The organism is Nitratiruptor sp. YY08-26 (assembly GCF_016593215.1).
Classification (GTDB): Bacteria; Campylobacterota; Campylobacteria; order Campylobacterales; family Nitratiruptoraceae; genus Nitratiruptor; species Nitratiruptor tergarcus.
On the sequence record NZ_AP023063.1, the window covers coordinates 1,384,919 to 1,409,873 of the forward strand.

Genomic DNA, 24,955 nt, shown 5'->3' on the forward strand with positions numbered 1-24,955 from the left:
TTATAAATTCTCTTTTGTTTGTAAAACTTGTAATTTTTCTTTAATGCCTTCATGATTCTGTACAAAAGCATCGATAATATTTCCTTCAACAAGTTTCTCTTTTTGTTTCTTTATATCTGCTACTGCTTCTTCATGCGAATAAGCTTTGCGGTAAGCTCGAGGACTTGTTACTCCTATATAGTACTCAGCCAATGCTACTATTTGCGCTAAGAGAGGAATATCTTTACCTTTGAGGCCATAGGGGTAACCTGTTCCATCAAAACGTTCATGATGATACTTAATTATAGGCGCTATAGGAAAAACGTTATTGATAGGTTCGACAATTACACTTCCTACAATTGGATGATAACGAATAAGATCAAGCTCTTTTTTATCTATTTTACCACTATCAAGAAAGTTCTCTATTTTGCCTATCATTCCTATATCATGTAGTTCTGCACCCAAAGCAAGTATGTCGATACTCGCCTCATCCAAAAAGAGATTTTTCCCTATCTCAATACTTACCAATTTCACTTTTTGCGCATGATTTTTAAAGTATTTGCTCTGCATCTCTAAAGCTTTATTGGAGAGTTTGAGGAAATCTACATAATTTGCTACCATTTTACTGCTAGCATCGAGATTTTCAAAATAGCTCCCTGCCAAATCAAGAAAAGAACCAATTTCTGTAATCTCTTTTTCTCTCATAGGATCTTTAGTATAAATTTCCAAAATATATGGAGTATTGCGAATATAGAAATCTTTTTTGAAACGGTACTCTTGAGGATGTTTAAAAATATCTATCTTTTTAGGGTTTTCCCTGTTTTTGAGCACCATTCCAGTTGCATGTGTTGTTTTAAGCAACAAAGAGACAACAAATTTTAAAAAAGTCTCAGTACCATGTTGGTATTTCATAATATTTGTTAAAAGGTTTTTTGAACTATCAAAAATAGTAGTAAGATTAATCTCTTTATACAGTTCATTCAGACGCTCATAATAGGCCAAGAACATATCCAAAAATCCTCTTATCTCTTCTATTGCCAACTCTTTTTTAGTAAAAATAGCTAATAATGCTTTTTCATAATGAGATTCAAGGTAATAGATATGATAAGAAGAAAGTTTTTTATACTCTTTGAGTTCACGTTTATAGACACGTGGTGGTACTTCGATATCTTTTAGTTCATTACTCTTACTCTCTAAAATATAAATGTCACCTCTGCGTAGATAGAGTGCTAAAACATCAGCTTCTATAATTTTACAGTAATAACCCAAAAATGCTTCTATTTCACCAATTTTTCTCAGATGTGACAGCTTTTCAAAAGCATCATTTTGATTACGTAGTTTATATTTCAAAATAGCTTTATCTTTGAAAAGTTTTATTGAAAGTAGAAAAAAGAGAATCGCAATTATTAAAAAAACATACCAAAAATTGATAGCTATATAAAATGTTGCATCACTTAGTTTTTGCTGCAGAAGTATGCTGTTCACGATTTATCCTTTCAAGATTTTTTATATAACCGCTATTATCTATCTCATATACAGTTACAAGGTGACTCCTAGCAAAGATTTTAATATTATCATGTTTTGCGCTATAGAGTGCTATCCAGTGCTTGAGATTATCTTGTATATCTTTCCTCCACCTATAGTACCATTGATCTTTTCCAGTATATTTATGAGGAATATCCTCTACAAAAATATAGACTTTAGGTGTAGGTATTTTCAAAAATTTATCAAGAGGATTATATTGAATAATAAATTCATTAGTATTAACCATATATCCTTTGCCTAATACCTTTGAATTCTCTTGCACATATGAAACAACAGTCCAGGTTAATGGTTTATTCTGCCTTATTATTTTATAGAGAAAATAGGGTATATCAGAGTATTGTACTCCATTGATAAGTTTTCTATACTCATCAGTATTTTTATAATGCTCCACAACAAATGCAGAAAATAGTAGTGCTACATAAAGTAGCATCATAAAAATATACTTTGCATACCTTTTTATTAAAAGTTTAAGAGGAACCCATAAAAACAGTTTTATATAACACGCTATGATGATTGTAATACTTAAAAAGAGATACTCTGCGCCCCGTGAGGGATGTACCAGTTTTGGAAAGCCGATATTTTCAGCGTAGTATACAACAAAAAAACCTAGTGGAATCAGTAAAAAACTACTAAAATAGAACCCTTTTTTATACACTCTTGCTATCAAGAAAAAAGCAATTGCAGACAAAACAAGAAAAAGGTGCACCCAAGTAAGATAAGAAATAGTTACCTCTTCAATTCCTGCAGTTGCAATTTGTACTATTGCTTGTTTCGTATGAAACAATCTATCTAAAAATGGTGCTGCATTTCCAAAATCTTGTGGAATACCATATTTTAATACAGATAAAACCCACCCATTCCCTAAAATCGCCGCACTGAAAATCGCAACAAATCCCCTCTTTAAAAGAGAAATACTTAGTTTTCCACTAAGTAGAGCATGTAAAGCAATAAAAATACTTGGAACAATTAAAGCAATTGCCCCTCCACCATGAAATATAAAAACAAGCATAAGTGTAAAGGTATAGTTAAAGAGATATCTTGTTTTTCCAGTATCAAGAGATTTAATGAGATAAAATAGATTAAGAAGATAAAAAGCTGAAGAAAACTCGTATGCCATACCGCTAAAATAGCGCATGAGTGGTGTCATAGCTATATTTTCTAAATAGAGATGTGGCTGAAGTAGATAAGATGATGGCACTTGATAAATTTTAAAAGAGAAAAAACGAATAATTTCAGGATTTTCAGTCAATGCAATTGGAGTAGCTATGAAACTATTCCAAGGAGATCCAATCAAAAAAGATCCATAGATAAGAAGTGTAAAGAGTGCAATGAGTGAAGAGACACTAAAACGCTTCAAGACAAAATAAACACCAAGAAGCAAAAATATAATGAGAAGCAAGGGATAGATATTAAACAGTACAATCGTATCTAAATGGGTAAAAATGCGTAATATAAAAATAAATACTGAAATACCGTAAAAGTCTGCTTTTGCCGTTTTATTATCTGCATAGAGAATATTTTGCTGGAGATTTGCTACCCACTCAAAAAACTGGCTCGTATCAGGGAGAGGATTCGCTAAAGCAATAAAACATCTATATCCTAAAATATAAACAAGATGTGCAAAAACTGCAAATATCAATATCTTTTTAAATACCTGATAGTAGTCAAGATGTTTAAAATAGAGAAAAACCGCCTCCTTTTTTCTCTTTTTAAACTCTTCAATTTTTTCATGATAGTGATCAAAAAAGTCAAATATCGCAATCATAGTGCGGTTTTTAATATCTCTAAGATAGGATTTTATCTCTTTATGCTCATAAAACTTTACAAAAAAGAGTTTTGTAATAATTAGTGCACTCATAAACGTAAAAGTATTAAAAATCTTCAAAAAAACCATCAACGGTACACTCAATTCAATAAAAACAAGCATATATATGATATTAGATATGATGTTTTCTATACCACCGCCAGTATATTTTTGAGGAAAAATGCGCCGAGGAACATAAATAAAAAGGATATAAGCAACAACAAAGAGAAGAATTGTACTTTTTACATTGAGAAAAAATATTTTTTGCAGTATTCCATAATCAATAAAATCTTCTCTTGTCAAATTTTTACCTTATCGCCGCTCATAGAGCATAAAAAGAAGCTTCCAGCAGAATATAGCTATTTATACAGTTATAAACTGCTAAGAATTTTCTGTTACCATAGTCTCAAGGCTCATAGCTTTACCAAAATATCAGATTTCAGTTTCTCACAAATATAGTCCATTATTAAAAGTTTTCAGACATCTAAACAGGTTTAGCTTATTTACTATTTATTATTTTATTATTACTTTCACGACTTTTCCTTTCAAGCTCTTTTATATAACCGCTATTATCTATCTCATATACAGTTACAAGATGACTCTTAGCGAAGATTTTAATATTATCATGTTTTGCGCTATAGAGTGCTATCCAGTGCTTGAGATTATCTTGTATATCTTTCCTCCACCTATAGTACCATTGATCTTTTCCAGTATATTTATGAGGAATATCCTCTACAAAAATATAGACTTTAGGTGTAGGTATTTTCAAAAATTTATCAAGAGGATTATATTGAATAATAAATTCATTAGTATTAACCATATATCCTTTGCCTAATACCTTTGAGTACTCTTGCACGTATGAAACAACAGTCCAGGTTAATGGTTTATTCTGCCTTATTATTTTATAGAGAAAATAGGGTATATCAGAGTATTGTACTCCATTGATAAGTTTTCTATACTCATCAGTATTTTTATAATGCTCCACAACAAATGCAGAAAATAGTAGTGCTACATAAAGTAGCATCATAAAAATATACTTTGCATACCTTTTTATTAAAAGTTTAAGAGGAACCCATAAAAACAGTTTTATATAACACGCTATGATGATTGTAATACTTAAAAAGAGATACTCTGCGCCCCGTGAGGGATGTACCAGTTTTGGAAAGCCGATATTTTCAGCGTAGTATACAACAAAAAAACCTAGTGGAATCAGTAAAAAACTACTAAAATAGAACCCTTTTTTATACACTCTTGCTATCAAGAAAAAAGCAATTGCAGACAAAACAAGAAAAAGGTGCACCCAAGTAAGATAAGAAATAGTTACCTCTTCAATTCCTGCAGTTGCAATTTGTACTATTGCTTGTTTCGTATGAAACAATCTATCTAAAAATGGTGCTGCATTTCCAAAATCTTGTGGAATACCATATTTTAATACAGATAAAACCCACCCATTCCCTAAAATCGCCGCACTGAAAATCGCAACAAATCCCCTCTTTAAAAGAGAAATACTTAGTTTTCCACTAAGTAGAGCATGTAAAGCAATAAAAATACTTGGAACAATTAAAGCAATTGCCCCTCCACCATGAAATATAAAAACAAGCATAAGTGTAAAGGTATAGTTAAAGAGATATCTTGTTTTTCCAGTATCAAGAGATTTAATGAGATAAAATAGATTAAGAAGATAAAAAGCTGAAGAAAACTCGTATGCCATACCGCTAAAATAGCGCATGAGTGGTGTCATAGCTATATTTTCTAAATAGAGATGTGGCTGAAGTAGATAAGATGATGGCACTTGATAAATTTTAAAAGAGAAAAAACGAATAATTTCAGGATTTTCAGTCAATGCAATTGGAGTAGCTATGAAACTATTCCAAGGAGATCCAATCAAAAAAGATCCATAGATAAGAAGTGTAAAGAGTGCAATGAGTGAAGAGACACTAAAACGCTTCAAGACAAAATAAACACCAAGAAGCAAAAATATAATGAGAAGCAAGGGATAGATATTAAACAGTACAATCGTATCTAAATGGGTAAAAATGCGTAATATAAAAATAAATACTGAAATACCGTAAAAGTCTGCTTTTGCCGTTTTATTATCTGCATAGAGAATATTTTGCTGGAGATTTGCTACCCACTCAAAAAACTGGCTCGTATCAGAGAGAGGATTCGCTAAAGCAATAAAACATCTATATCCTAAAATATAAACAAGATGTGCAAAAACTGCAAATATCAATATCTTTTTAAATACCTGATAGTAGTCAAGATGTTTAAAATAGAGAAAAACCGCCTCCTTTTTTCTCTTTTTAAACTCTTCAATTTTTTCATGATAGTGATCAAAAAAGTCAAATATCGCAATCATAGTGCGGTTTTTAATATCTCTAAGATAGGATTTTATCTCTTTATGCTCATAAAACTTTACAAAAAAGAGTTTTGTAATAATTAGTGCACTCATAAACGTAAAAGTATTAAAAATCTTCAAAAAAACCATCAACGGTACACTCAATTCAATAAAAACAAGCATATATATGATATTAGATATGATGTTTTCTATACCACCGCCAGTATATTTTTGAGGAAAAATGCGCCGAGGAACATAAATAAAAAGGATATAAGCAACAACAAAGAGAAGAATTGTACTTTTTACATTGAGAAAAAATATTTTTTGCAGTATTCCATAATCAATAAAATCTTCTCTTGTCAAATTTTTACCTTATCGCCGCTCATAGAGCATAAAAAGAAGCTTCCAACGTAATAGCTCTCCATCATAATAGACATCTTGATACTCAAAGGGCAGCATACTCAACACATATCCCTTACCAAAACGATTGAGCGTCACTAGTGTTCGCCCCTGTTTATCAACTAGCAATGCTTTCCCATCTACAAGAACATAATTTTCCATATAGTTGTAGATATTAAGTTTGAGTCTCTTTATACCTTTAATTTGAGATTTTCTTTCATCTATGCGAAATCTCTTAATAGTAGGGAGATAGTTGATGAGATCAAGATCATCTGATTTGAAGATAAAGCTACGCAATGGCTTTTTCCAAAATGTAAGCCCTGTAAAACTATTTTTAATAAGTTTTTCTATTTTTCTTGGATCTATCTCTCCATTTTTGTTAAACATATCATATTTGGTAGAATATACCCCAAACTCTAGCCAAAGCTTTCCACCATTGTATACCCAGTCACGTAAAATTTCTTGTTCTTTAGCTGATATATTATAAGAATAGGCAATGTTTGCAAAGAGGTCTTTGGTCAGTTTACGATACTCTTTAATCCATAGAGGACGAACATAAATAAAATCCAAACTTTTTGGATTGTCTCGCAGTTTCCAAAAATCCACATCTTCAATTTTTTTTGCATTGTATACTAAATTGATGCTACTATAAAACTTATTATCAAATTTACCCCGTATGTCTTCACCTTTAGGAGCTCCTACAAAAGGGAAGCGGTATAACAGCTTTCGTGGACTACTCCTTTGTGCCCAAATATCTTGAAGCTCATTGGAATAAACATGGAGATGTACCTCTTTAGCTAGTTCTTTGTCTATTTTTTCATTTTTTACACTACACCCTGCAAATAATAGCAATATCAATACCGTTACGAAGACTCTCATTCTCTTCCTTTAAAAAGCCGAATAGTAGTAATAGTCAAACTTTTTGAACATAGTTTTTAGAAAACTGTAAGTAACATACCAAAATATTGCACTCCCTACTAGCAATCCCATTACCGCAAAATAGCGATATAGGAGATTTGAGAAAATAACGCCAACAAAAAAATTTGCCACAGTAGCTAACACAATAGCTTTGACTACCACCTTCTGTCTTGAAAATGAAAAGAGTATCAAAGCATTCATCAATCCAGCAGTCAAAAATGCATATGCTACTGCACTTACTACAAAAACATAGGCTGAATCTACCGAAAAAGGCAGTCTCTCATCACTCACAAAATGAACAAGAATAGCCGAAAATATACTTGTTACTATTATCGTCCCTAATGCAAAAATTATAAATATTCTATTTACATTGCGATAAAATTTTTGAAAATAGCCATTAAACTGCTCATACTCATGTAAAGAAAAAGCAAAAACATTCTCATTTGTCTTATATAAAAACTCATATACCACAACTTCTAATAATCCAATAAGGAGTACTAGTACAATAAGTGCCAGATCGGTACCAATTTCATATTTCACATCAAACCATATAAAAAAACCGTGATGTAATGCATTCGTATTCCATTCAATAAGTTTATCTAATACCAAAAAGAGAAAATAAAAGACTCCATATATAAAAAATGGCAAAAGAGTATAAATAAGCATCGAAACGCGAGGTAAAAGTTCACCTTCAGATTGTACATTTGATTTAAGGTTTATAAGTTTTCGTCTAGCAAAATAGAGAATAAAGAGATCTAAAAGTGCAATAGCAACAAACTGTGCATAGGGAAAATCGATATGTAAAATATAGTGTATTGGTATCACAAACACTACACCCAAAACAAAAAAGAGCGCAATCGTCCCATACTCTTCAAATACATAGTAAATACTTATATTCAAAAAAAGTATTGAAAGCAGAAAAAATGTTGATAGGAAAATGATAAAAAGATGGGAATCTAAAGTCTGAAAAATTGTGTTAAATAGAAAAAAAATCAATGAGAGTATAACTATAGCTATAACACTTGTAATATAAAAAACCCAAATTGTTTTGGCTGCTAATACATCTTCATTCATTTTGAGATAATAAAGTCCCTTACGCCCTATAATCTGTGCTGGACCTCCGGTAAAAATCATTGCCAAAAATGTACCAAAAGCTATCATAGTAGCAACAGATTCATCAATATGAATATTTGACCACAATGCAAATCCTAAAATAATAGTGGCAAGAATCTGTATAAGCATCGGTATCGCGAAGGCAAGACCTTTGAGATAGTTTTGAATTACTCTCTCTTTGATAGGAGGAAGTTTTTGCATATTCACTATAGTTTTAACAGGATATTTTTTGATATCTTTATAGCACATAAGCTCTTTGGCCAATGTAAAAACATCTTCAAATCCATACTCTTTTTTTACATCTACATCTCTCATCCCATAGACTTCCAAAAGTGCTGCTACTTCCCAAAAATCAAGAGGTTCACCTCTCTCTTTAGTGATTTCTCTATAGAGATTTTTGAGTTTTTCTTCCATCATATCACCCCTAAGCATTTTGACGGTTCTCATAAAGTTCTCTATAGAGTTTCCAATAGTTATCTACCATATCTTCAATAGTAAAACCATTGAGAATTCTCCCCCTTGCTCGCCGGCCAAGCTCCTTTGCAAATTGAGGATTTTCCAACAGATATATCACATACTTAGAAAACTCTTCATAATCTTTGGGTTTAACTATAAAACCATATCCTTCAAGAACCTCTTTTGTTCCTCCCACATCACTTGATACAACAACACGCTCACATGCCATCGCTTCAATCACAGCAAAAGGAAAAGCCTCTGAAATACTTGTAAGCATAACAACATCAGCTTCATTGTATGCTCTTGCAGGATTGGAAGTAGGACCCATGAAAGAAAAATTGCTCTCAATACCTAGCTCTTTTACAAGCATTTTACATTGCAACATATACTCTTTATCTACTTCAGGACCATAGAGCTTAAAATGAACATTATGAATTCTTTTTGCAACAATACCACAGCAGCGTATAAAAGTCTCTACATCTTTTAAAGGATCTACTCTCGCTACCATTACAACACTAGGCCGCTTTTCCCGCTCCACCTCAAAACGTTGAAATTTCAGTACATCGATTCCGTTATAAATTGTTTTAATCTTTTCTTCTTGAGCTCCCCATTTGCGCTCCCATCGCTTATTGTACTCACATACCGGAGATATAACATCAGCAAAATGGTAGTTGAGGCGAGAAACCGTCTTAATAAGCCCTAACAAAAACTCTTTTGTTTTGATAGGCGTCTGGTTTCTTGAAGCAAAAAGGTACTGTTCTCTGATATAGATCCCATGTTCAGTAAGAAGAAATTTACTTTTATGTTTAATTTTAGCAATAATACAAGGCAACCCACAAAATGCAGCAGCTGAAGAATGATAGATATCAGCTTTTGGCAGCTCAGGAAGTAAAGAGATAAAAAAACGAAAGAGATATCGTAGCCCTTCTATCATATCAAAAACCGTAGGCAATTTATTTTTTTGATCTTTATAATGCCCTATGAGATAATGCTTATATATCTCCCAAACCTCTTCACTACGAAATATCTCATAGTAATCATACTCCAAAAAATAGTCATAAAACTCTACCAAAGCATAACCAAGCCCCTCAAAATCTTCTTCTTTTTGATAGATATGATTGAGAAGTTTTATTAAAATAGGCTCAAACCGTGCAATATCTTTATGTTCTTGTGTTTTAATTTTTGCTCTATAGATGCGAGAAAATTCAATATTGCGAATATACTCTGTAGGCTCTTCTGTCCCCCAAAGTGGAACATTAACTGTATCAACAACATTAGGCGGTATCTCATATTTTGCTTGCATATAGGGATGCATCATAATAGGCATAAGTATGAAGTCTATATTTTTTAGCTCTTTGATCAGAATATCAGCCCAAGTACTTACGCCACCAGTAGCATAGGGATATGTCCCTTCTCCCGTCCAAACTACCTTAATTCTCGCCATAAAATATCTGTTTACCTATTAAGATATTTATCTGCGCACTATTGCGAATCATTTGCAGCTTAATAGACTCTTTTTCTTCTTCATATCCCAAGTAATTTCGCAGAGCATCCTTAAAATCGCGATATTGAGCTAAGCCATTGAGATAACGTTGTTTAACTAAATGCATCTTCTCTTTCATCAATGTAAGCTGCTGCTGGAGTATACTCATATGTTTTGCAAGCCTCCGATTTTCATTATAGAGTCGATGGATATCTTTTGAAATTCTCTTCATTGTATCAAGCATTTTGTTTTTTTGCACTACTGCATGGAGTTTAGCTCTTTGTATATATTCGCTTCTTGCTTCTAATGAGTAGATTGGGATCTTAATAGTAACACCTGCATTATAATTTAGCCCATGCGCATTTTTATGAGGAGTTTCGGTAAAATCTTTTTTATACTCATAAAATAGCGATCCGCTAAAATCGATAATTGGCAAATATGCACGCTCACTATTTTTTATTTGCTTTTTTGTAAGAGCATAACGGGTTTGCTCTTTTTTTATCTCTTTATTTGTTTCATACGCTTTTTTATACAACTCTTCTAATCCGCCCTCTTCATCAATATCAAATCCTATATCTTGCAGTACAATAGGCTTAGTAATATTAAGCTCTATACTATTTCTTAATAAATAGTCACTATAGAGATATTCATATATTTTGACAAGAAGACTTTTTTTAAGCTCTAGCAGATCATTTTTGGCATCTATCTCATCTATTGGTGAAGTAATTCCAGCTTTTGTTCGCTCTTTGACAAGATAGTAGAAACTTTTTTGATTAAAATACTCTTCTTGATAAATTTTTTTGAGATGCTGATAGAGTAGTGCTTGTGTATAGATCTCTAACCCATAAAGAGATAATTTATCTTTTGCTGTAAGATAATCTAACTTTGCTAGACGCTTTTTAAGCAAGAAAATACTGTTTTTTTCTAACATTCCTCCATCAAAGAGACGTTTTTCAATATTGATTCCAAAATCACTTATAAACTCTTTATCGGTAGCAAGATCATAATCTATAAATTTACTGTACCTTAAAGCAACATTTCCATAGATATTCCAGTCATACTGTACATTACTAAGTAATGCTTCCAGTTGCGCAAGTTGCTTTGTATAGTCTAGATTTTTAGCATTGTAATCGTTGTGAAAAAGCCTATCTAAGAACTCATAAAAACCGAGCGTATAAGAGTTCTCTTTTTCTTTATTATCGAGTGTTTGTAAAATCTTTTTTACAAATGCATCTTCACTCTCATTTGCAGTGATATTTTGCTCTTTTTTATTTACTTTTTTGGCTTGTTTTTTTTCAACAGTAATATCATTATAGATTTTTTTGATTGGATTTTTGCATTGTAAGATATCACATTTTTTCAAAAATGCATCTGGATGAGTCTTATGAGCTAATTTTAAAGAGAGAATAGCCTCTTTTTTACTTTTATACACGCCAGTTATAAATCTATATAATCCATTATCTTGGCATATAATCCCATTGGGAAAGGTTTTGAAAAAAATTTTATCTTCATTATCATGAATAGCCCGTTGCACAGCATGTTGAATACACCATCCACCAAACACAGATGAGAAAAAAAGTATTAAAACAGCGACTACTCTATGCATTGCTTTTCTTTAATTTGTCGTTTTTTAAAGTTTATCTAAAATTTTCGAAAATATGGATAAATTATAGCGATTTTTTGGGGATTTTATTTGACAATATCACTTTTATTCAATGAAAGACAGTAATAAGTTTTTACTATACTATATTGAGAATAAAATTATACGAAGGATTTTTAAGAGAGTTTATAATAAAAATTTTGTTGAATTTATGCATATTAATAATAGGATAAAAATTATATCAGATTGCCTAAGAAGCTGTGGTTTTATTAAAATACATTTTGTGATGCGGCAGAGAAGCACCGATAAATCTTATGCAAGCCCCGCCATATGGTACTTTAAGGATACTAGATTTTATCTTGTACCGCATTATGTACCGCATAAAATCATCAACGCAAATAGAATTAAAATAGATTTTTTGCCATCCATCTTTTAATGGATTCTTTGACCTCATCCGCCATTTTACAGCAACCCAGCACCAATAAGGATAGAGCTATCCCTGCAATGATAGTGAGTAGTGTTACCTCTTTAGAGGAGTCAAGCAAGACGATCCACACCAGGGGGATAAGCACATATTCTGCTCTTGCGTGGAGTATGCTCACAATTAAGTAGGAGATGATAAGTAAAACGATAACTTCCATTGCGTTGCCTTTGGTTATAGCGTTAGTGTTATTTTGGTTATAGTTAGTCAACTTTTGCAAAAGCCGATAGTATGAGGACTTCACGCTATTATTAAGCCCAAAAATTGACTTAATATAACTACCCTCAAAAGTCTGTAGCTAAAAAAATGTCGGGGTTCGCACCACCCACAAGCTCAAACCTTTGACCAGGACCCAGAGCTAAAAGCTGCCTTTGGGAATACTCCTATATGTGCCTTGATCTATTTCATTTGGCTTTGATACACTTCAATAATCTCTTTGGCTTTATCGAGCGTAACGTTTAACTCCTTGAGTTTCTCCTCGCACTCAAAGCTTTTGACGATACGCTGATAGAGTTCTGGGCGTGAGTGCTTCCATCTGCTAAAGGTGTTCTCTGGAACATTGATAGCAGCTGCCATCTCTTTTGCTTTCATATCGATCCTTATGCTACAATGTTGCGATATACACATATCGTAGATAATTATATCGTTATAGATATGACTAATCCTTACTTTGATGATATAGTTTTATATCTTAAGTTTGCTTCTCATAGTGTAGATAGATGCTCAAAACTTAAACGAATTATTCACATATTGCAATCAAAATCGATAAAGATGTGAAAAACTATTTATATTTAGTTTCAAAATCCTTAAAGTGCAAAAATCCATCAAAAAAGATAAAAAAACCGCTTCAAAGAGTATTGAAAACTCTGATTTTCAATATTGTTGATTTTTCAAACCTTAAAGAGGCTATTTTTATGTGCTTATTGTTGATTGTGTAGTACTGTTCAAATGATGTAGAAAATCAAGCCTACAATTGCAGCTGCAACGGTAAGCAATGCAAGGATCACTCCAGCTATTGCACCCTCAATAATTCCCTCTATTGCCGCTCTCAATGTATTTATGACGCTCATATTTGCATTATAGCGTAGTGCCTTGGATTCCACTTAATGGACACCCTAAGGCGTTTTAGCTCTCCTGTAAGGCTTCATCATTCCTCACGCTTTTTTTGGGCGTATGGCTAAAGTTTCGGTGTGATTCATGCCATCCTTGTGCACGGGTCCTACGCTTCTTAAGCTGGCTGCGGGGGGTGCGAGCGTCCCGCTTTTTCTCTGGTCACAGAAAAAAAATAGTCTTTAAATTTTTCAATTAAAAGGTACTGGTTATCCTAATTTTTTAACTGAACGATTGAAAAAAGAAGTCCATATTTTATCTACAATCGGCTAATCTCCTTTGCCTGCAATGATAAGCATTAAAGCTCCAATAATTGGCGTAAAGAATAAAGACACCAAAAAATAAAAGATAAACGATCTGTTCATACTTCCTGCCCATATTCCAACCCCTAAGGCAAGGAATACCCACCATCCGATTAAATCCATAGTTTTTCCTTTTAGGTTCTTTGTAGCTTCAATAAGCATAGGGGGTCGGCGTCGCCCCAACCTCTTTCGATTGTTCAATTTTTTTTATCAATGTCGCTATTTTGAGATTGATGCCTTACATAAATATACCATGAGACATAAAACGAAATTGATTAAAACTATAGTATAGAAAAAATGTTTTGTTTTTTGCGTCCATATCGTCCATAAACCTTTTGAAATATCGATTTTATGGTAGTTTTAAATATGGACGATTCATATTTTTTGCGCCCATTAATCGTCCATTTATCATCCAGTAAATGTCCATTCATTTATATTGAAATGAAATATAAATATCATTATTCATCATATAGAAGGTTGACTATATGGATTGTTTATGGGTGTATTATGGGCGATTTATGGACGTTTTTTTATCTTACGTCCATATCAGTAATGCCCTAAAATTGGGCTATTTGGATATATTGTGGGCGAAGTGGACGATTTTTAAAAACTTTTTTTCTCACTTACTTTTTTTCTATTAAATAGTAATTTGTATCGCTAAATTTTTTCCATTCAATACCTATTGCTTGCAGTCTCTCTTTAAAGGTTCTGCTACTAACGCTTTTAAAATTATTTTGTGCGCAATAGTTTCTATATTCTCCATAAAGTTCTGAAGCTTTCATACGATTATAGATACTTGGCTGATAGCCGTTATCTTCTATAAACTGTCTTACATTATCTATTTCTTTGAAAAACTTATCCCTTGCTATTTTGCACTTATCGGATATAAAAATATCTTCATTTTCTATTACTCTTGTAGCTCCCTCTATGATCCAATTCAAAACTCCTTCCATGCCTGCATTGATGATTTTAAGATGGAGTTTTCTATCTACTTTTTCATCTGGTATCTTTACATCAAATGGAATTATCAAAAACCGCCTAAAAAATCCTTCTGTATGCTCAATATCGTTAAATTGGAATTTATTAACATTGAATATCAATTTTGCGTAATCTTCCATCATAAAGGAGTTACCATATTTTAGTCTCGCTTGGATTGGCTCGTTACTTGCCAAAGCTTTGAAGATGTTTGGATTGATTTTTTTAAGATCGGTCTCACTTCCAAAATTTACAAGCTTATCTTTAATCATAGCTCTATTATGCTCTTCCATGAGCTGGTCAAGTGAAAAGTTGCTAATATTCTCTTTTCCTAATAATGCAGTGAGAATTTCCATAACTACACTTTTTCCATTCTGTCCTTTGCCATATAAAAAGAAGATATACTCTAACTTTATATCTTTAATAAATATGCTTCCCAGCACCTCTTGTAGTGTTCTTTGTGTCTCTTTGTCTGGTAATACTTCATCCAAAAACTTCTCCCATAAAGTGTTGGTAGCTCCCTCTTTATAAGGATAAGGCAACTGATATGTCAAAAAGTCTTGATAATCAAACCCTTTTAATTGCAATGTTGTAATATCGAATGTTCCATTTTGTAAATTGATGAGGTTTTTGTTAGTCAAGTTTTTATTATTAAAATAGCTCTCTTTTTGCAACTGCTTATATAATTTTTCCAAAAACTGCTCATCCGCAGCGTCTATAATTGAAACTCCCGCTTTTATAGCAAACTGCTCTAAGAAGTAAATAATATCGTCCTTGATAAATGGTACCCAGTATTGCCCGTTATATATGTAAATATAATCTCCATCCTTTGCTATTTTCCAGTCTTTTTGTTTTGAAATGTCTATCAAATGCTTGATGATTGCAACTTTAATATGTTTTTGTAGTGGTGGCTTTTCATTGCCGTCTTTATCATAGGTTGGTATCCATCCATACTTTTTGCATAATTCATTAATATCAATCTTTTCAATATTGTCAAGTGCAACCTAAAAATGTACCAAGATGCGAAGTGAAAATGTACCACTTTGAAACTAAAAATTGTTATCGAGTCCAGTAAGGACACCAGCTTTTCTTTTTTGCTTAAGCCTGTAGCTTTCACCTTGGATATTGAGTATATGGCTATGGTGAATAAGCCTATCAAGTATTGCTGTAGTTAACGCTTCATCATTGTTGAGCACCTCCTTGAATTTTGTAAAAGATAGATTGCTTGTAATGATAATTGATCCTATTTCATACCGTTTATTGATAACCTGGAAAAAGAGATTGGCCTGGTTTTCATTGAGCTTGATATAGCCAAATTCATCGATAATCAAGAGTTTTACCGTATTGATAACCTTTTTGAAATAGTGCTGCAACCTGTTGGTCTGCTGCGCAATCTCAAGTTGTAAAAGCAGATCTGCTGCAGTGATGAATTTTGTTTTTATTCTTGCTTGTGTAGCAAGATATCCCAAAGCTATGGCCATGTGGGTTTTCCCAACACCGCTTGGTCCAATAAGCAGGATATTTTCGGCATTCTCTATAAATCTTAAAGTAGAAAGTTCATTAATAATATTTCTATCTACCGCAGAAGATGAGAAATCAAACATCTCTATGGTCTTTACTTTTGGAAAGCCTGCCATTTTTAGTGTTGTTGCTTTTGAACGCTCTATCTTCTTTTGATGTTCATATCTAAAAAGCTCAAGCAAAAAGTGGCTGTATGAAAGATTCTTTTTAGCTGCTTCTTGCGCTATGGATGAAAAGCTCTCTTTAATGGCAGGAAGTTTAAAAAGCGCAGCATACTCTTGTATCTGTTCATTTATACTGTGTATCTCTTTATGCATGGCAAACTCCCAAAAGCGCATCATACTCCTCTAAAGAACTCTTAGCTGTATTATGTATGTTTATGCTGTTTTTATACTTTTTATTTGACAAGGAAAGCTTTTTATCTATGCAATTGTCATATTCTTTTTTGTTATGCAAGCTTTTTGGCTTGGCTGAAATTATTAGCGGCAGCAGAACTTTTTGCTCTTTTATAAAGAGCTCTTTTGGTTTTTGCTTCGTTGTTGCGTGCACTCTATTATGAACAATTTCAAGCCACTGAAATATCTGGCTGTTAAGAAGCTTTGTATCTATAACAAGCGAAGAGTTTTTGAGTCTTGCTTTCAAAGGAATATAGAAGTTTCCTTTCATATAGCCTATAACTCTCTCTACCTTCCCTTTTGTTTTTGCCCTGTAGGGTTTACAAAGTTTTGGAATAAATCCATACTCTTTGGAAAAATCCAAAAACCTCTCATTAAATCTGTGTTTTGCATTCCCGTAAGCGTTATGCTCTATCACCACGCTTTTGAGGTTGTCGTAAAGAATGGTTCTAGGCACTCCCCCAAAGAAGGCGAAAGCCTTTTTATGACAATCTATAAAACTATCAAAGCGCATATTGTCTGTAAAGCAGATAAATGCGTATCTGCTATAGCCTAAAATCATCGCAAAGGCATAAATGGGATTCTTCCCTCTTCGTATCACCGTCCAGTCAGCTTGCGCCTGCTCGCCCGGATCTGTCTCAAATCGCACTACCTCTTCCTCTTTTACGCTCATATGCTCTTTATAAAGCCCGCTCATAAACGCCTGCAATATTCTTATCTTCCCCTCATACCCTTTTGCTGTAATCTCCCGGTATATTACCGTTGAAGGAATTTTATCCGGCAACCCTTGAGTTATTCTCTTTTTTATATACTCTTTGTATGGATCGAGCTTCGATTTGTAAACTCTCGGTTTTCTTGGCAGAAGCTTATCCTCTTTGAGTCTTTTGGATACGGTTCTTCTATCAAGTCCCGTCATCCTTGCAATAGCTCTTATGCTGTATCCTTGTCTGTAAAGTGTATGTACCATCACAAACTCCTCGTATGTAATCACTATTGCCTCCAAATATTTTTGGAAGCGATTATATTCTCTTATATTTCCTCATCTCATGGATGGTACATTTTCATCTTGCGTCTGTGGTGTATTTTAACATTGCAGGTGACACAATATCACTTAATAGTTTTTCTATGAGTTCTTTTTTGATGATATTTTGATTTTTATGCGGTATACTTTTATCAATTGTTTTGCTTGATTTGCCTACTAACACATCAGAGGCACAATCTTCTAATGATTGTGCCTTTTTGATTGCTTCTTTTAGTCTTAAACTCATTTCCTCGCCCCTGTAAGAATTTCAATTTCATTTGCCAACGTTTCGATAATCGCCTCTTTTACGTCTATAGGATTGGCAAAGTATTCATTGCCTCTTATCTCTCTTGCTTTTTCGTTGCAAAAATCTCTAAAGTCATAACCTTTTGGCAGCTCTTTATCCAAAACATTCTCAAAATCGATGGGATATACTTTGCAGTTTTTATAGTAGTTTGCAAGATGATTTACCGTTGCTTTGCAGCTATCATCATTATCAAGCAAAGCAAATATATATCTTTCTTTGATGTCTGGCGTATATGGATTGTTTGCAAGGTTGAGAGCTATGCTATCGCTTTGGAGCACCATGTAGTTAAGCTCCAGGAGTTCAAAAAGTAAAAACTCACCAATGCCATATCCTACAAAGATAGTAGGATCTTCTTCATCAAAGATCCTATAAGGAATATATCTTTTGCTTCCGTAGGTTTTCCACTTTATAGGATTGCCATCTTTGTCTTTTGCTTCTCTAATGCAGATTGCCTTCACCTCATCAGCTCTAAAGAGAGATACGGTCAAACTCTTATATTTATTGCTAAAGCCCAAATACTTATCCTTTATTTTCCTGCCTACTGGTAGTCTCCAAATGTCTCTGTCTATCAACTCATACATCATAGGCGTTGGGTTGATAAAGTCATCTGGCAGTATAGGTGTTGTGATTGCTATATGATCTTGCTTTTGCAAAGCTTTTTTAAAGTTACTATGCCACTCATTCAAATCAAAGCGTGGCTTATCCTCTTTATTGGTATAATTTTGGCTCGGTGTTGTATTGTGCAGCGGTTGGGTGAGGTCGATTGGATGAGGTAGGTTACTCATACTTTATCCCCAGACATTCAGCAACCCAAAGGGTAGCTTCTTTTAGTGGTGTGTTGTGGTGTTCGTGGATAAATGCAACGATATCGCCTCCCCATCCGCTGCCAAAGTCTTTGATATAGCCGTCCCTCCTGATAGAGGATGATGGCGTTCTTTCATCTCTAATCTTAAATTTGTAGTCTCTATTAATTTCATATCCTAAAACTTGCAGCATTGCCGCTACTTTTTCCCGATCCAAGCTTTGCTTTATCTGCTCTCTAAGCTCTTTGAGATTCATTGTCTCTCTCCATCTCATTTGATTCTATGTTCCATAGTGTTAATGAGGCTCTATCGAGCATATCAGCTAATTTCTCCAGTACGAGGCGATAGCTAATTTTGATGTTCTCTTTTTCCATTTTTGCTACTATCATCTTGATAGTCTCGCTTGCAAACTCGATATCGCCTCTTGCTTCAATAAGGCTGTTAAGATTAGCGGTTTTCATTGTTACCTTCCTTTTTATTGGATTCATTAAGACTTGCATCGTGTATTGCGAAATTAAGTTTTACAAAGAGATCCTCTGTTTCATCTCGGAGTTTTCCAAGCTCTTTGATGGCTCTTTTAATAGCTCCAAACTGGTCTAAAAAGTTCTCTGATTTGAAGTGATAATCAAATCTCAATCTTTGAATCTCACTATAAGCCTCCATTACTTTCACATTGTTTGAGGCTAAATCAAGCTTTGCCTTTAGCTCCTGATTCTCTTTTTCCAATCGTTCGAGATACTCCATCTTATCCAGTAAGCCATCGATTACCGCCTGTTTCTCTTTGCACTCCTCTTGCAGCTCTCGCACCTCATCTTTTAAGATGTGGTTTTCCTCTTGCATATCCAAGAGTTTTGCTAATGCTTGTGATTTTGTCATGGTTGCTCCTTTATATAGACTTTTGGATATGAAACAATAAAATTATATAGCCATAAATATAATATTGTCAAGATTAAATATATCCTTTTGGTCATATTTGCTATAATTTTTATAGCCAAATACCAATAAAAAGGTTTAATGTGACTAATGAAGAGTTTAAACAACTTCTCAAAAAAGCTGGATTGAAAAGCAAAAAGGATTTTGCTAATTTGCTGGGTATAAAACCTCAGTCTGTTCATAGTTGGGGTACTACTAAGCCTTTTCCTTACTGGGTAGAGTCCTGGCTTCAAAATTACATCAAAGCCAAAACTCTTGATAATGTTAAAGATGTTATCTGCAATGAAGATGATCCAAACTCCACTGCTTCTTAAAATCCCTTTTTTTATAGTGTCAACTTTGTAAACTATATTCATGTAAATGCTCTTAATATGCTTTTGTTTCATTGTAAAACCCTCGCCGTATTCTCTCCCTTGTTTTGTTCTAAATCCTTGCTAAAACCTTGCTATTCATTGCTGTAACGTAGCCATTTTATTGCCGTTATACCTTGCCCTAACCTTTCCCTTGTTTTGCTCTCAATGTATGCCGTAAATATGCCGTACATAATAATTAGCCCATCTGATAGTTAAGGATATCGCTAATCGTTACTCCCTCATTAGTAGCCGTTTTATAGCCGTTGTTTATCCTTTTCGCTCTTCTATCCATTGCATCACTTCATTAAAGCTCCAGCGTGAAGCTCTGATTCCTATCTTTATAGGTTTTGGAAATTTGCCGTCTCTGATGTACTTATAGATAGTGGGCTTTTTCATACCAATAAGAGATGAAACCTCTTTGATGTCTATGAGACGGTCTTGTTGTGCGGTTGGTAGTGTCATTTCAAATTCTCCTTGCGGTTATTGTGAGTTATGGAGGTATTATGAAATAAAATTAGAGTGGGAATATATAGTACAAATAGTTAAAATTTTGTAGAGAAGTACTATGGAGTTTGAAGAGGAAACAATTTTATTTTTGACTCTATATTCTGATAGGTTTTTGAGTAACTTTGAAAATTTGAGATTGCATTTATTAAACTTTTTATCTGTTGCTTTGACATCCCAGTATATTTAGCGATTGCTTTGTAAGGGATATACTTTTCATATCGTTTATCCTGTTTGAAAAATTCTATTAATGTATCAAGTTCTTGTATGATTTCCTCATTTTTTTGGAGTTTTTTTATATACATTTGCATACGCTGGAGCTCAGTAATAATTTCTCTTTTGTTGGCTGATAATAATAGTCCTTTTTCATAAAATCCTATTAGATAGCCTTTGTAAATATTTTTTAGGAATATTTTGACATCTTTACGCCTTTTATCAACTTCTATATCGAGTTTATCATTAAAGAGGCTATTTAGATAATGATTTGGATCTTTTAGAGCATAAGTAAGAGTTTGTTTTTTTGATAGTTTTTCTTCAAAAATAATTTGATGAAATTTCACCTCATTTTTTATCACTTCTATATCAATATTTCGGAGACTATTAAGAGTAGATAAATTGATATGTTTTGCATTGATTTTATTTGCCTGTATATCTCGTAAAACTTTATCTAATGTATATTGATAATACACATTAATGAGGCTTAAATGATAGGATTTTGGATCTGTAGCCAAATGATTATATGTTTTGATTATGTTTTCAAAATTATATAAGGCTATTTTGAATAGTTTTCCATGTCTCTTTTTCAAATATTTATTTTTGGATAATTTTCTCAAATCTATAGAGGTAAGATTCTTGAGAATATCTTCACTGTACTCTAACTCATTAAGTTTTATATCTCCTAAATATTCAAATTTTTTGATTTTTCTTATTGCTAAATGATGGATGTCTTTAAATATATCTTTTTTAAAGATATTATGAAGCATATAAATGAATTGAAGTTCAAAAAAGATCATAATACGTAAAATTTCCATTGGATGAATTTTGTTTTTTAGTGCAAAATAGTTTATAAATGCGTGGGCTTCAAGTGCTTCAAGCAAATTATCATATTCAAAAAATACATTAAACCCTTTTTTGTGTTTTTGTATCCTTTTGTGATTGATGACGGATAAATGAAACACCTTTTTAAATACAAATCCAAAATTATCAGTATTTGAATAATCTGGTTCTTTAAAAAGAAATTCTTCTGGAAATTCATCATCAAGCTTTTTACACCAATAAGGAGGATCTCCCAAAAGCTTATAAGCAATTTGTGGATTATAGGCTATTTTGGTCATTGTTTTTCTTTAATAATATTGCCACTCCTATTAACAATTCTCAATACACCTCATCATGACTCCCAATATCAAGCAAAATTATCTCCTTATCGGTGATAACTAAATCTATAACGATTCTGTAGCTCATGGAGATTGAAACGGAGCAGTACTCTTTGAGTTTGCCTTGCAGTTTGTGAAGTCTCAAGCTTGGGTAATGTGGATCGGCTGCAAGAATGGTTAAAACCTTTTTGTATCTTTCTTTTAATTCTGGATGCTTTTTGATAAATCGCTTCTCTTTTTTGAGGTAAGATTCTGTAAAAATGAGCGTGTACATTTAAAGGCTTTTTAAATGCTTTTCAAGCTCTTCTTTAGTGGTGATAATTTTGGCTTTACCTTGTCTTATTTCCTCTTGAGCTTGTAAATATGCTGCATCCAGCTCAGCAGCTCTCATCTGCTCGTATCTCTCAAAATCTACAACGATATACTTTGGCTTTCCTCTAAAGGTGATAACTGCCTCATCTTTGGCTTGTAGTTCGCTCTCGATCGCTTTTATTCCTTTTACTTTTAATTCGTTAGCGGTAATCATTATCTGTCCTTTTAATCGTATTGTTTATCACATTATATCAAAGTATATCATTAGCTATTAAGGTAATTTGCCCACCAGTTCAAAAGCTCTTTTCTATCCTCTAAAAAATCGCTTCTTAGATAGCTTTGCGTAACTTTATTTCCTATATTGTGATGGAGTTGTGCTTCTATCGCTTCAAAACTGCAGCCATGCTCTTTTTGGCGCTCAAGTGCGATTGTCTCAAAGCTGCTTCTAAAGCCGTGTAGGTCTTGCTCTGGCTCGCTGAGGTCTATTTTAAGTACTTTTCTAAGAGTATTGTCTGAAATTGGTTTATGTGCATTTACTGGACTGCTAAAAACAATCTCACTGTAAGGACTTGCTATTGCTTTTGCCTGCTGCAGTACTTTTACTATCTCATCCGTTAAAGGAATACGGAAAGGCTGATTTTTTGTTTTCATAGCTTTGGCTGGATAGATGATCACTTTTTTATCAAAATCTATATATTCCCATTTGAGATTGGCTACATTGCCAAAGCGTACTGCAGTAAGAGCGATATATTGCAGCGGTAATCTAAAATAAGGATTTTGCAAAGAGCAGATTTTTTGATAGATCTCTTTTATTCGCTCATTTGTAACGGCTTTATGCCTGCTGGGTTTATGCTTTGGGATGAGGCTATCTATATCTATCCCAACTGCTGGATTGGTTTGTGTGTAGTCATTATGGATAGCAAAGTCAAAGAGACTTTTGAGTAGTCTGTAGACTTCTCTTGCTTTATAGGTCTTACCTGTGCTTCTATTGTCTTTTTGCAGCTTTGTAGAGTAGGTGTTTTTCACTATCTTGATGATGTCCTGTTTCGTTACCTCATCGATTTTTATTTCACCTATAAAAGGAGTAATATAGTTTGCAAAGGTATTGATGTAGTTCTTTTGCAACCTTGCTTTACTTACCTCTTTGGATTTATGCTGGATAAACCGCTCTATAACGAAACTTGTAAGCTTCTTATTCGCTTCAAGCTCTTTGATACGTTTTTGCTCTTGCTTGTATCTGTTGGGATCTATACCGTTTTTGATAAGCTCTTTTACCTCATACTTGATTTTTCTTGCCTGTGCAAGCGATATTTGAGGATAATCTCCTATGGTATAGGTGTTTCTCTTGCCAGCATAGACATAATCGAGCCTAAAAATCTTCCGTCCGTTTGGTTTGATTAAGACATAGAGTCCTTCACCATCTCTAAGCTTATATTTTTTCTCTTTTGGCTTGGCGTTCCTAAGCTGCAGATCATTAAGAGGTCTTATACTTTTTGGCACCTGTTACCTCGCTTGAATAATTGCAAATACATTGAGCGCACCAGCGAAAACGTACCGCAAAACGTACCGCAAAAAAATTTTACTTTGAGTAAACTTAAATATATCACAATATACCAAAAAGCACGATTTGAAGGGGATTTTAAATTAAAAGATAGCCTTAAGAAAACTTAGATAAACCTTAATGTGGTGCGGCAGAGAGGACTCGAACCTCCACGGGATTAACTCCCACAAGGCCCTCAACCTTGCGCGTCTACCAGTTCCGCCACTGCCGCGTTTGAAGTGATGAAATTGTAGCAAAAAACTTATCCAAAGGCAAGAGCCTTTGGAAGTTTTTTATCCCAAGAAAGGATTTGCGTAAAGAGCGATAAGAGCGATAACAAGTGTATAGATAACTTGCGCTTCGATCATCGCTAGAGCAATGAACATTGTAGTCATCAATTTTCCACCAAGACCAGGGTTTCTTGCTGTTCCAGCAATTGTAGCAGCTGCAGTATGTCCCATACCGATACCACCACCAGCTGCAGCAATACCAAGACCAACACCAGCAGCAAGTACACTGTAAGCTTGAATCATGCTTTCACCTTCACCTGCGAAAGCGAAACCTACGAATGCAACCAACAAAAGCATCAACTTTTTCATAAAATCCTCCTAATATATTTTGCAAAGTCCGTTCGGCTTGCGTATCCCTACTTGTCACCTTGCAGTGAAATTGTACAAAAAAGAAATTTAAACATTATTGAAAAAGCCGCTTTTTTTCCTCTAAAACTTGCAAAAGCTTATCCATATGTAAAGAGAGTCTCTCCCAAGGATTACTACCATTGTGATCAGTAATATAAATATAACGAAATCTCTGCAGTAAAGGTTGCGTGATGTTAAACTCTTGTATATCATAGAGCAGCAATGCACTTTTATTGATATCATCTTTTCCCATAGGTAATACATTTGATTCGTGCACCACAATAATATCAGCTATCTTTTCATATTGGCGTGCAATAGTCGTACCTGGATTGAGCACAATGAGAGGAAATTTTTTGCGTGCATAAGTGCACAGATCTCGGTAATATACAAAAGCTTCATTACTACTATTTACTTCATCAAAAAAAATACCCTCTACACCCCATTTTTTATAAAACTTTTCCCATGCATCTATACGCTTTTTAACATCTTCGGGATTCCTCGCAGCATATTTTGTATATACATAACCCAAGATAGTTATATTTGCTTCATGTAATCTATCGATCATAGAAGCAAAGTTGTACTGTTCAGATCTGAAATCTCCATTAGCTGGATTAACAATGACAAAAAACTCTATTTGAGGATATTTTCTTTTATATGTGAGAAGTTTATCAATCTCTTTATCATTTTCAAGCAGAGGATAGTGATAGAAGGGGATAAGAAGCCCCTCTGCAGCAAAAAGTATCATGCTCAGA

General features: G+C 33.6%; 28 protein-coding genes and 1 tRNA gene. 2 read left to right on the top strand and 27 right to left on the bottom strand.

Translation table 11 applies throughout. The features are described from left to right. The 9 genes from JG738_RS07515 to JG738_RS07555 all read right to left on the bottom strand — a co-directional run bounded on the left by JG738_RS07515 (nt 1) and on the right by JG738_RS07555 (nt 12,707). On the bottom strand, nt 1–1,464 hold the full coding sequence (locus JG738_RS07515; protein ID WP_201337291.1) for an HD-GYP domain-containing protein: 1,464 nt from the start codon (nt 1,462–1,464) through the stop codon (nt 1–3). Further along, nucleotides 1,430–3,631 carry a hypothetical protein gene (locus JG738_RS07520; protein WP_201340464.1) on the bottom strand — a complete coding sequence of 734 codons (2,202 nt, stop codon included), beginning with the start codon at nt 3,629–3,631 and terminating at the stop codon, nt 1,430–1,432. The genes JG738_RS07515 and JG738_RS07520 overlap by 35 nt, the downstream gene beginning before the upstream one ends. 196 nt (nt 3,632–3,827) lie before the next feature. Beyond that, nucleotides 3,828–6,029, bottom strand: coding sequence for a hypothetical protein (locus tag JG738_RS07525; RefSeq protein ID WP_201340465.1), 2,202 nt, complete (start codon nt 6,027–6,029; stop codon nt 3,828–3,830). Nucleotides 6,030–6,038: 9 nt separating this feature from the next. Continuing rightward, nucleotides 6,039–6,944 carry a hypothetical protein gene (locus tag JG738_RS07530; protein ID WP_201337294.1) on the bottom strand — a complete coding sequence of 302 codons (906 nt, stop codon included), beginning with the start codon at nt 6,942–6,944 and terminating at the stop codon, nt 6,039–6,041. Nucleotides 6,945–6,953: 9 nt separating this feature from the next. Further along, a complete protein-coding gene (locus JG738_RS07535; RefSeq protein ID WP_201337295.1) occupies nt 6,954–8,543 on the bottom strand; it encodes a hypothetical protein in 1,590 nt (529 codons plus the stop codon). Then, on the bottom strand, nt 8,521–9,996 hold the full coding sequence (pelF, locus tag JG738_RS07540) for a GT4 family glycosyltransferase PelF (protein WP_201337296.1): 1,476 nt from the start codon (nt 9,994–9,996) through the stop codon (nt 8,521–8,523). The genes JG738_RS07535 and pelF overlap by 23 nt, the downstream gene beginning before the upstream one ends. Beyond that, nucleotides 9,983–11,641: a TolC family protein gene (locus JG738_RS07545; protein ID WP_201337297.1), complete on the bottom strand. Its 1,659-nt coding sequence runs from the start codon at nt 11,639–11,641 to the stop codon at nt 9,983–9,985. Before JG738_RS07545 ends, pelF begins: the two co-directional genes overlap by 14 nt. A gap of 398 nt (nt 11,642–12,039) precedes the next feature. Beyond that, a complete protein-coding gene (locus JG738_RS07550; RefSeq protein ID WP_201337298.1) occupies nt 12,040–12,276 on the bottom strand; it encodes a hypothetical protein in 237 nt (78 codons plus the stop codon). Between the two features lie 239 nt (nt 12,277–12,515). Continuing rightward, nucleotides 12,516–12,707, bottom strand: coding sequence for a hypothetical protein (locus JG738_RS07555; RefSeq protein WP_201337299.1), 192 nt, complete (start codon nt 12,705–12,707; stop codon nt 12,516–12,518). Nucleotides 12,708–12,725: 18 nt separating this feature from the next. On the opposite strand from JG738_RS07555, the gene JG738_RS07560 reads away from it, so the two are divergent. After that, nucleotides 12,726–12,893 (top strand): hypothetical protein, encoded by a 168-nt coding sequence (locus JG738_RS07560; protein ID WP_201337300.1) that lies wholly within the window; start codon nt 12,726–12,728, stop codon nt 12,891–12,893. A 167-nt stretch (nt 12,894–13,060) separates the two neighbouring features. Here JG738_RS07560 and JG738_RS10510 read toward each other — a convergent pair whose 3' ends face one another. From JG738_RS10510 to JG738_RS07605, 10 genes are all read right to left on the bottom strand, one after another. Then, nucleotides 13,061–13,186 (bottom strand): hypothetical protein, encoded by a 126-nt coding sequence (locus JG738_RS10510; RefSeq protein ID WP_255535919.1) that lies wholly within the window; start codon nt 13,184–13,186, stop codon nt 13,061–13,063. Nucleotides 13,187–13,495: 309 nt separating this feature from the next. Beyond that, nucleotides 13,496–13,651: a hypothetical protein gene (locus JG738_RS07565; protein WP_201337301.1), complete on the bottom strand. Its 156-nt coding sequence runs from the start codon at nt 13,649–13,651 to the stop codon at nt 13,496–13,498. A gap of 500 nt (nt 13,652–14,151) precedes the next feature. Continuing rightward, nucleotides 14,152–15,372, bottom strand: a complete 1,221-nt coding sequence (locus JG738_RS07570) for a phage/plasmid primase, P4 family (RefSeq protein WP_201337302.1) — start codon at nt 15,370–15,372, stop codon at nt 14,152–14,154. Nucleotides 15,373–15,552: 180 nt separating this feature from the next. Beyond that, the gene (istB, locus tag JG738_RS07575) at nt 15,553–16,362 is read right to left on the bottom strand and encodes an IS21-like element helper ATPase IstB (RefSeq protein ID WP_370583670.1); all 810 of its coding nucleotides are present in this window, start codon (nt 16,360–16,362) and stop codon (nt 15,553–15,555) included. Then, entirely contained in the window at nt 16,334–17,422 is a 1,089-nt protein-coding gene (gene istA / locus JG738_RS07580) for an IS21 family transposase (RefSeq protein WP_201337008.1), read from the bottom strand. Before istA ends, istB begins: the two co-directional genes overlap by 29 nt. A 58-nt stretch (nt 17,423–17,480) precedes the next feature. Beyond that, a complete protein-coding gene (locus tag JG738_RS07585) occupies nt 17,481–17,687 on the bottom strand; it encodes a hypothetical protein (protein WP_201337303.1) in 207 nt (68 codons plus the stop codon). Then, nucleotides 17,684–18,532 carry a hypothetical protein gene (locus JG738_RS07590; protein ID WP_201337304.1) on the bottom strand — a complete coding sequence of 283 codons (849 nt, stop codon included), beginning with the start codon at nt 18,530–18,532 and terminating at the stop codon, nt 17,684–17,686. Before JG738_RS07590 ends, JG738_RS07585 begins: the two co-directional genes overlap by 4 nt. Continuing rightward, the gene (locus JG738_RS07595) at nt 18,525–18,806 is read right to left on the bottom strand and encodes a Nif11-like leader peptide family natural product precursor (RefSeq protein WP_201337305.1); all 282 of its coding nucleotides are present in this window, start codon (nt 18,804–18,806) and stop codon (nt 18,525–18,527) included. Before JG738_RS07595 ends, JG738_RS07590 begins: the two co-directional genes overlap by 8 nt. Further along, the gene (locus JG738_RS07600) at nt 18,787–19,011 is read right to left on the bottom strand and encodes a hypothetical protein (RefSeq protein WP_201337306.1); all 225 of its coding nucleotides are present in this window, start codon (nt 19,009–19,011) and stop codon (nt 18,787–18,789) included. Before JG738_RS07600 ends, JG738_RS07595 begins: the two co-directional genes overlap by 20 nt. Next, nucleotides 18,998–19,426: a hypothetical protein gene (locus tag JG738_RS07605; protein ID WP_201337307.1), complete on the bottom strand. Its 429-nt coding sequence runs from the start codon at nt 19,424–19,426 to the stop codon at nt 18,998–19,000. Before JG738_RS07605 ends, JG738_RS07600 begins: the two co-directional genes overlap by 14 nt. 140 nt (nt 19,427–19,566) lie before the next feature. Between JG738_RS07605 and JG738_RS07610 the strand changes: the two genes are divergently transcribed. Next, nucleotides 19,567–19,797: a DNA-binding transcriptional regulator gene (locus JG738_RS07610; protein ID WP_201337308.1), complete on the top strand. Its 231-nt coding sequence runs from the start codon at nt 19,567–19,569 to the stop codon at nt 19,795–19,797. A 306-nt stretch (nt 19,798–20,103) separates the two neighbouring features. Here JG738_RS07610 and JG738_RS07615 read toward each other — a convergent pair whose 3' ends face one another. The 8 genes from JG738_RS07615 to JG738_RS07650 all read right to left on the bottom strand — a co-directional run bounded on the left by JG738_RS07615 (nt 20,104) and on the right by JG738_RS07650 (nt 24,948). After that, nucleotides 20,104–20,298 carry an AlpA family transcriptional regulator gene (locus JG738_RS07615; protein ID WP_201337309.1) on the bottom strand — a complete coding sequence of 65 codons (195 nt, stop codon included), beginning with the start codon at nt 20,296–20,298 and terminating at the stop codon, nt 20,104–20,106. 101 nt (nt 20,299–20,399) lie between these two features. After that, on the bottom strand, nt 20,400–21,674 hold the full coding sequence (locus tag JG738_RS07620) for a hypothetical protein (protein WP_201337310.1): 1,275 nt from the start codon (nt 21,672–21,674) through the stop codon (nt 20,400–20,402). Between the two features lie 40 nt (nt 21,675–21,714). Continuing rightward, nucleotides 21,715–21,987, bottom strand: a complete 273-nt coding sequence (locus tag JG738_RS07625; protein ID WP_201337311.1) for a type II toxin-antitoxin system YafQ family toxin — start codon at nt 21,985–21,987, stop codon at nt 21,715–21,717. After that, entirely contained in the window at nt 21,988–22,239 is a 252-nt protein-coding gene (locus JG738_RS07630; RefSeq protein WP_201337312.1) for a hypothetical protein, read from the bottom strand. A gap of 50 nt (nt 22,240–22,289) precedes the next feature. Next, nucleotides 22,290–23,525 (bottom strand): site-specific integrase, encoded by a 1,236-nt coding sequence (locus JG738_RS07635; protein WP_201337313.1) that lies wholly within the window; start codon nt 23,523–23,525, stop codon nt 22,290–22,292. A 184-nt stretch (nt 23,526–23,709) separates the two neighbouring features. After that, a tRNA-Leu gene (locus tag JG738_RS07640) sits at nt 23,710–23,797 on the bottom strand. Nucleotides 23,798–23,858: 61 nt separating this feature from the next. After that, nucleotides 23,859–24,164, bottom strand: coding sequence for a F0F1 ATP synthase subunit C (locus tag JG738_RS07645; protein ID WP_084276459.1), 306 nt, complete (start codon nt 24,162–24,164; stop codon nt 23,859–23,861). Between the two features lie 94 nt (nt 24,165–24,258). Continuing rightward, a complete protein-coding gene (locus JG738_RS07650) occupies nt 24,259–24,948 on the bottom strand; it encodes a spherulation-specific family 4 protein (protein WP_201337315.1) in 690 nt (229 codons plus the stop codon). Nucleotides 24,949–24,955: the final 7 nt, after the last annotated feature.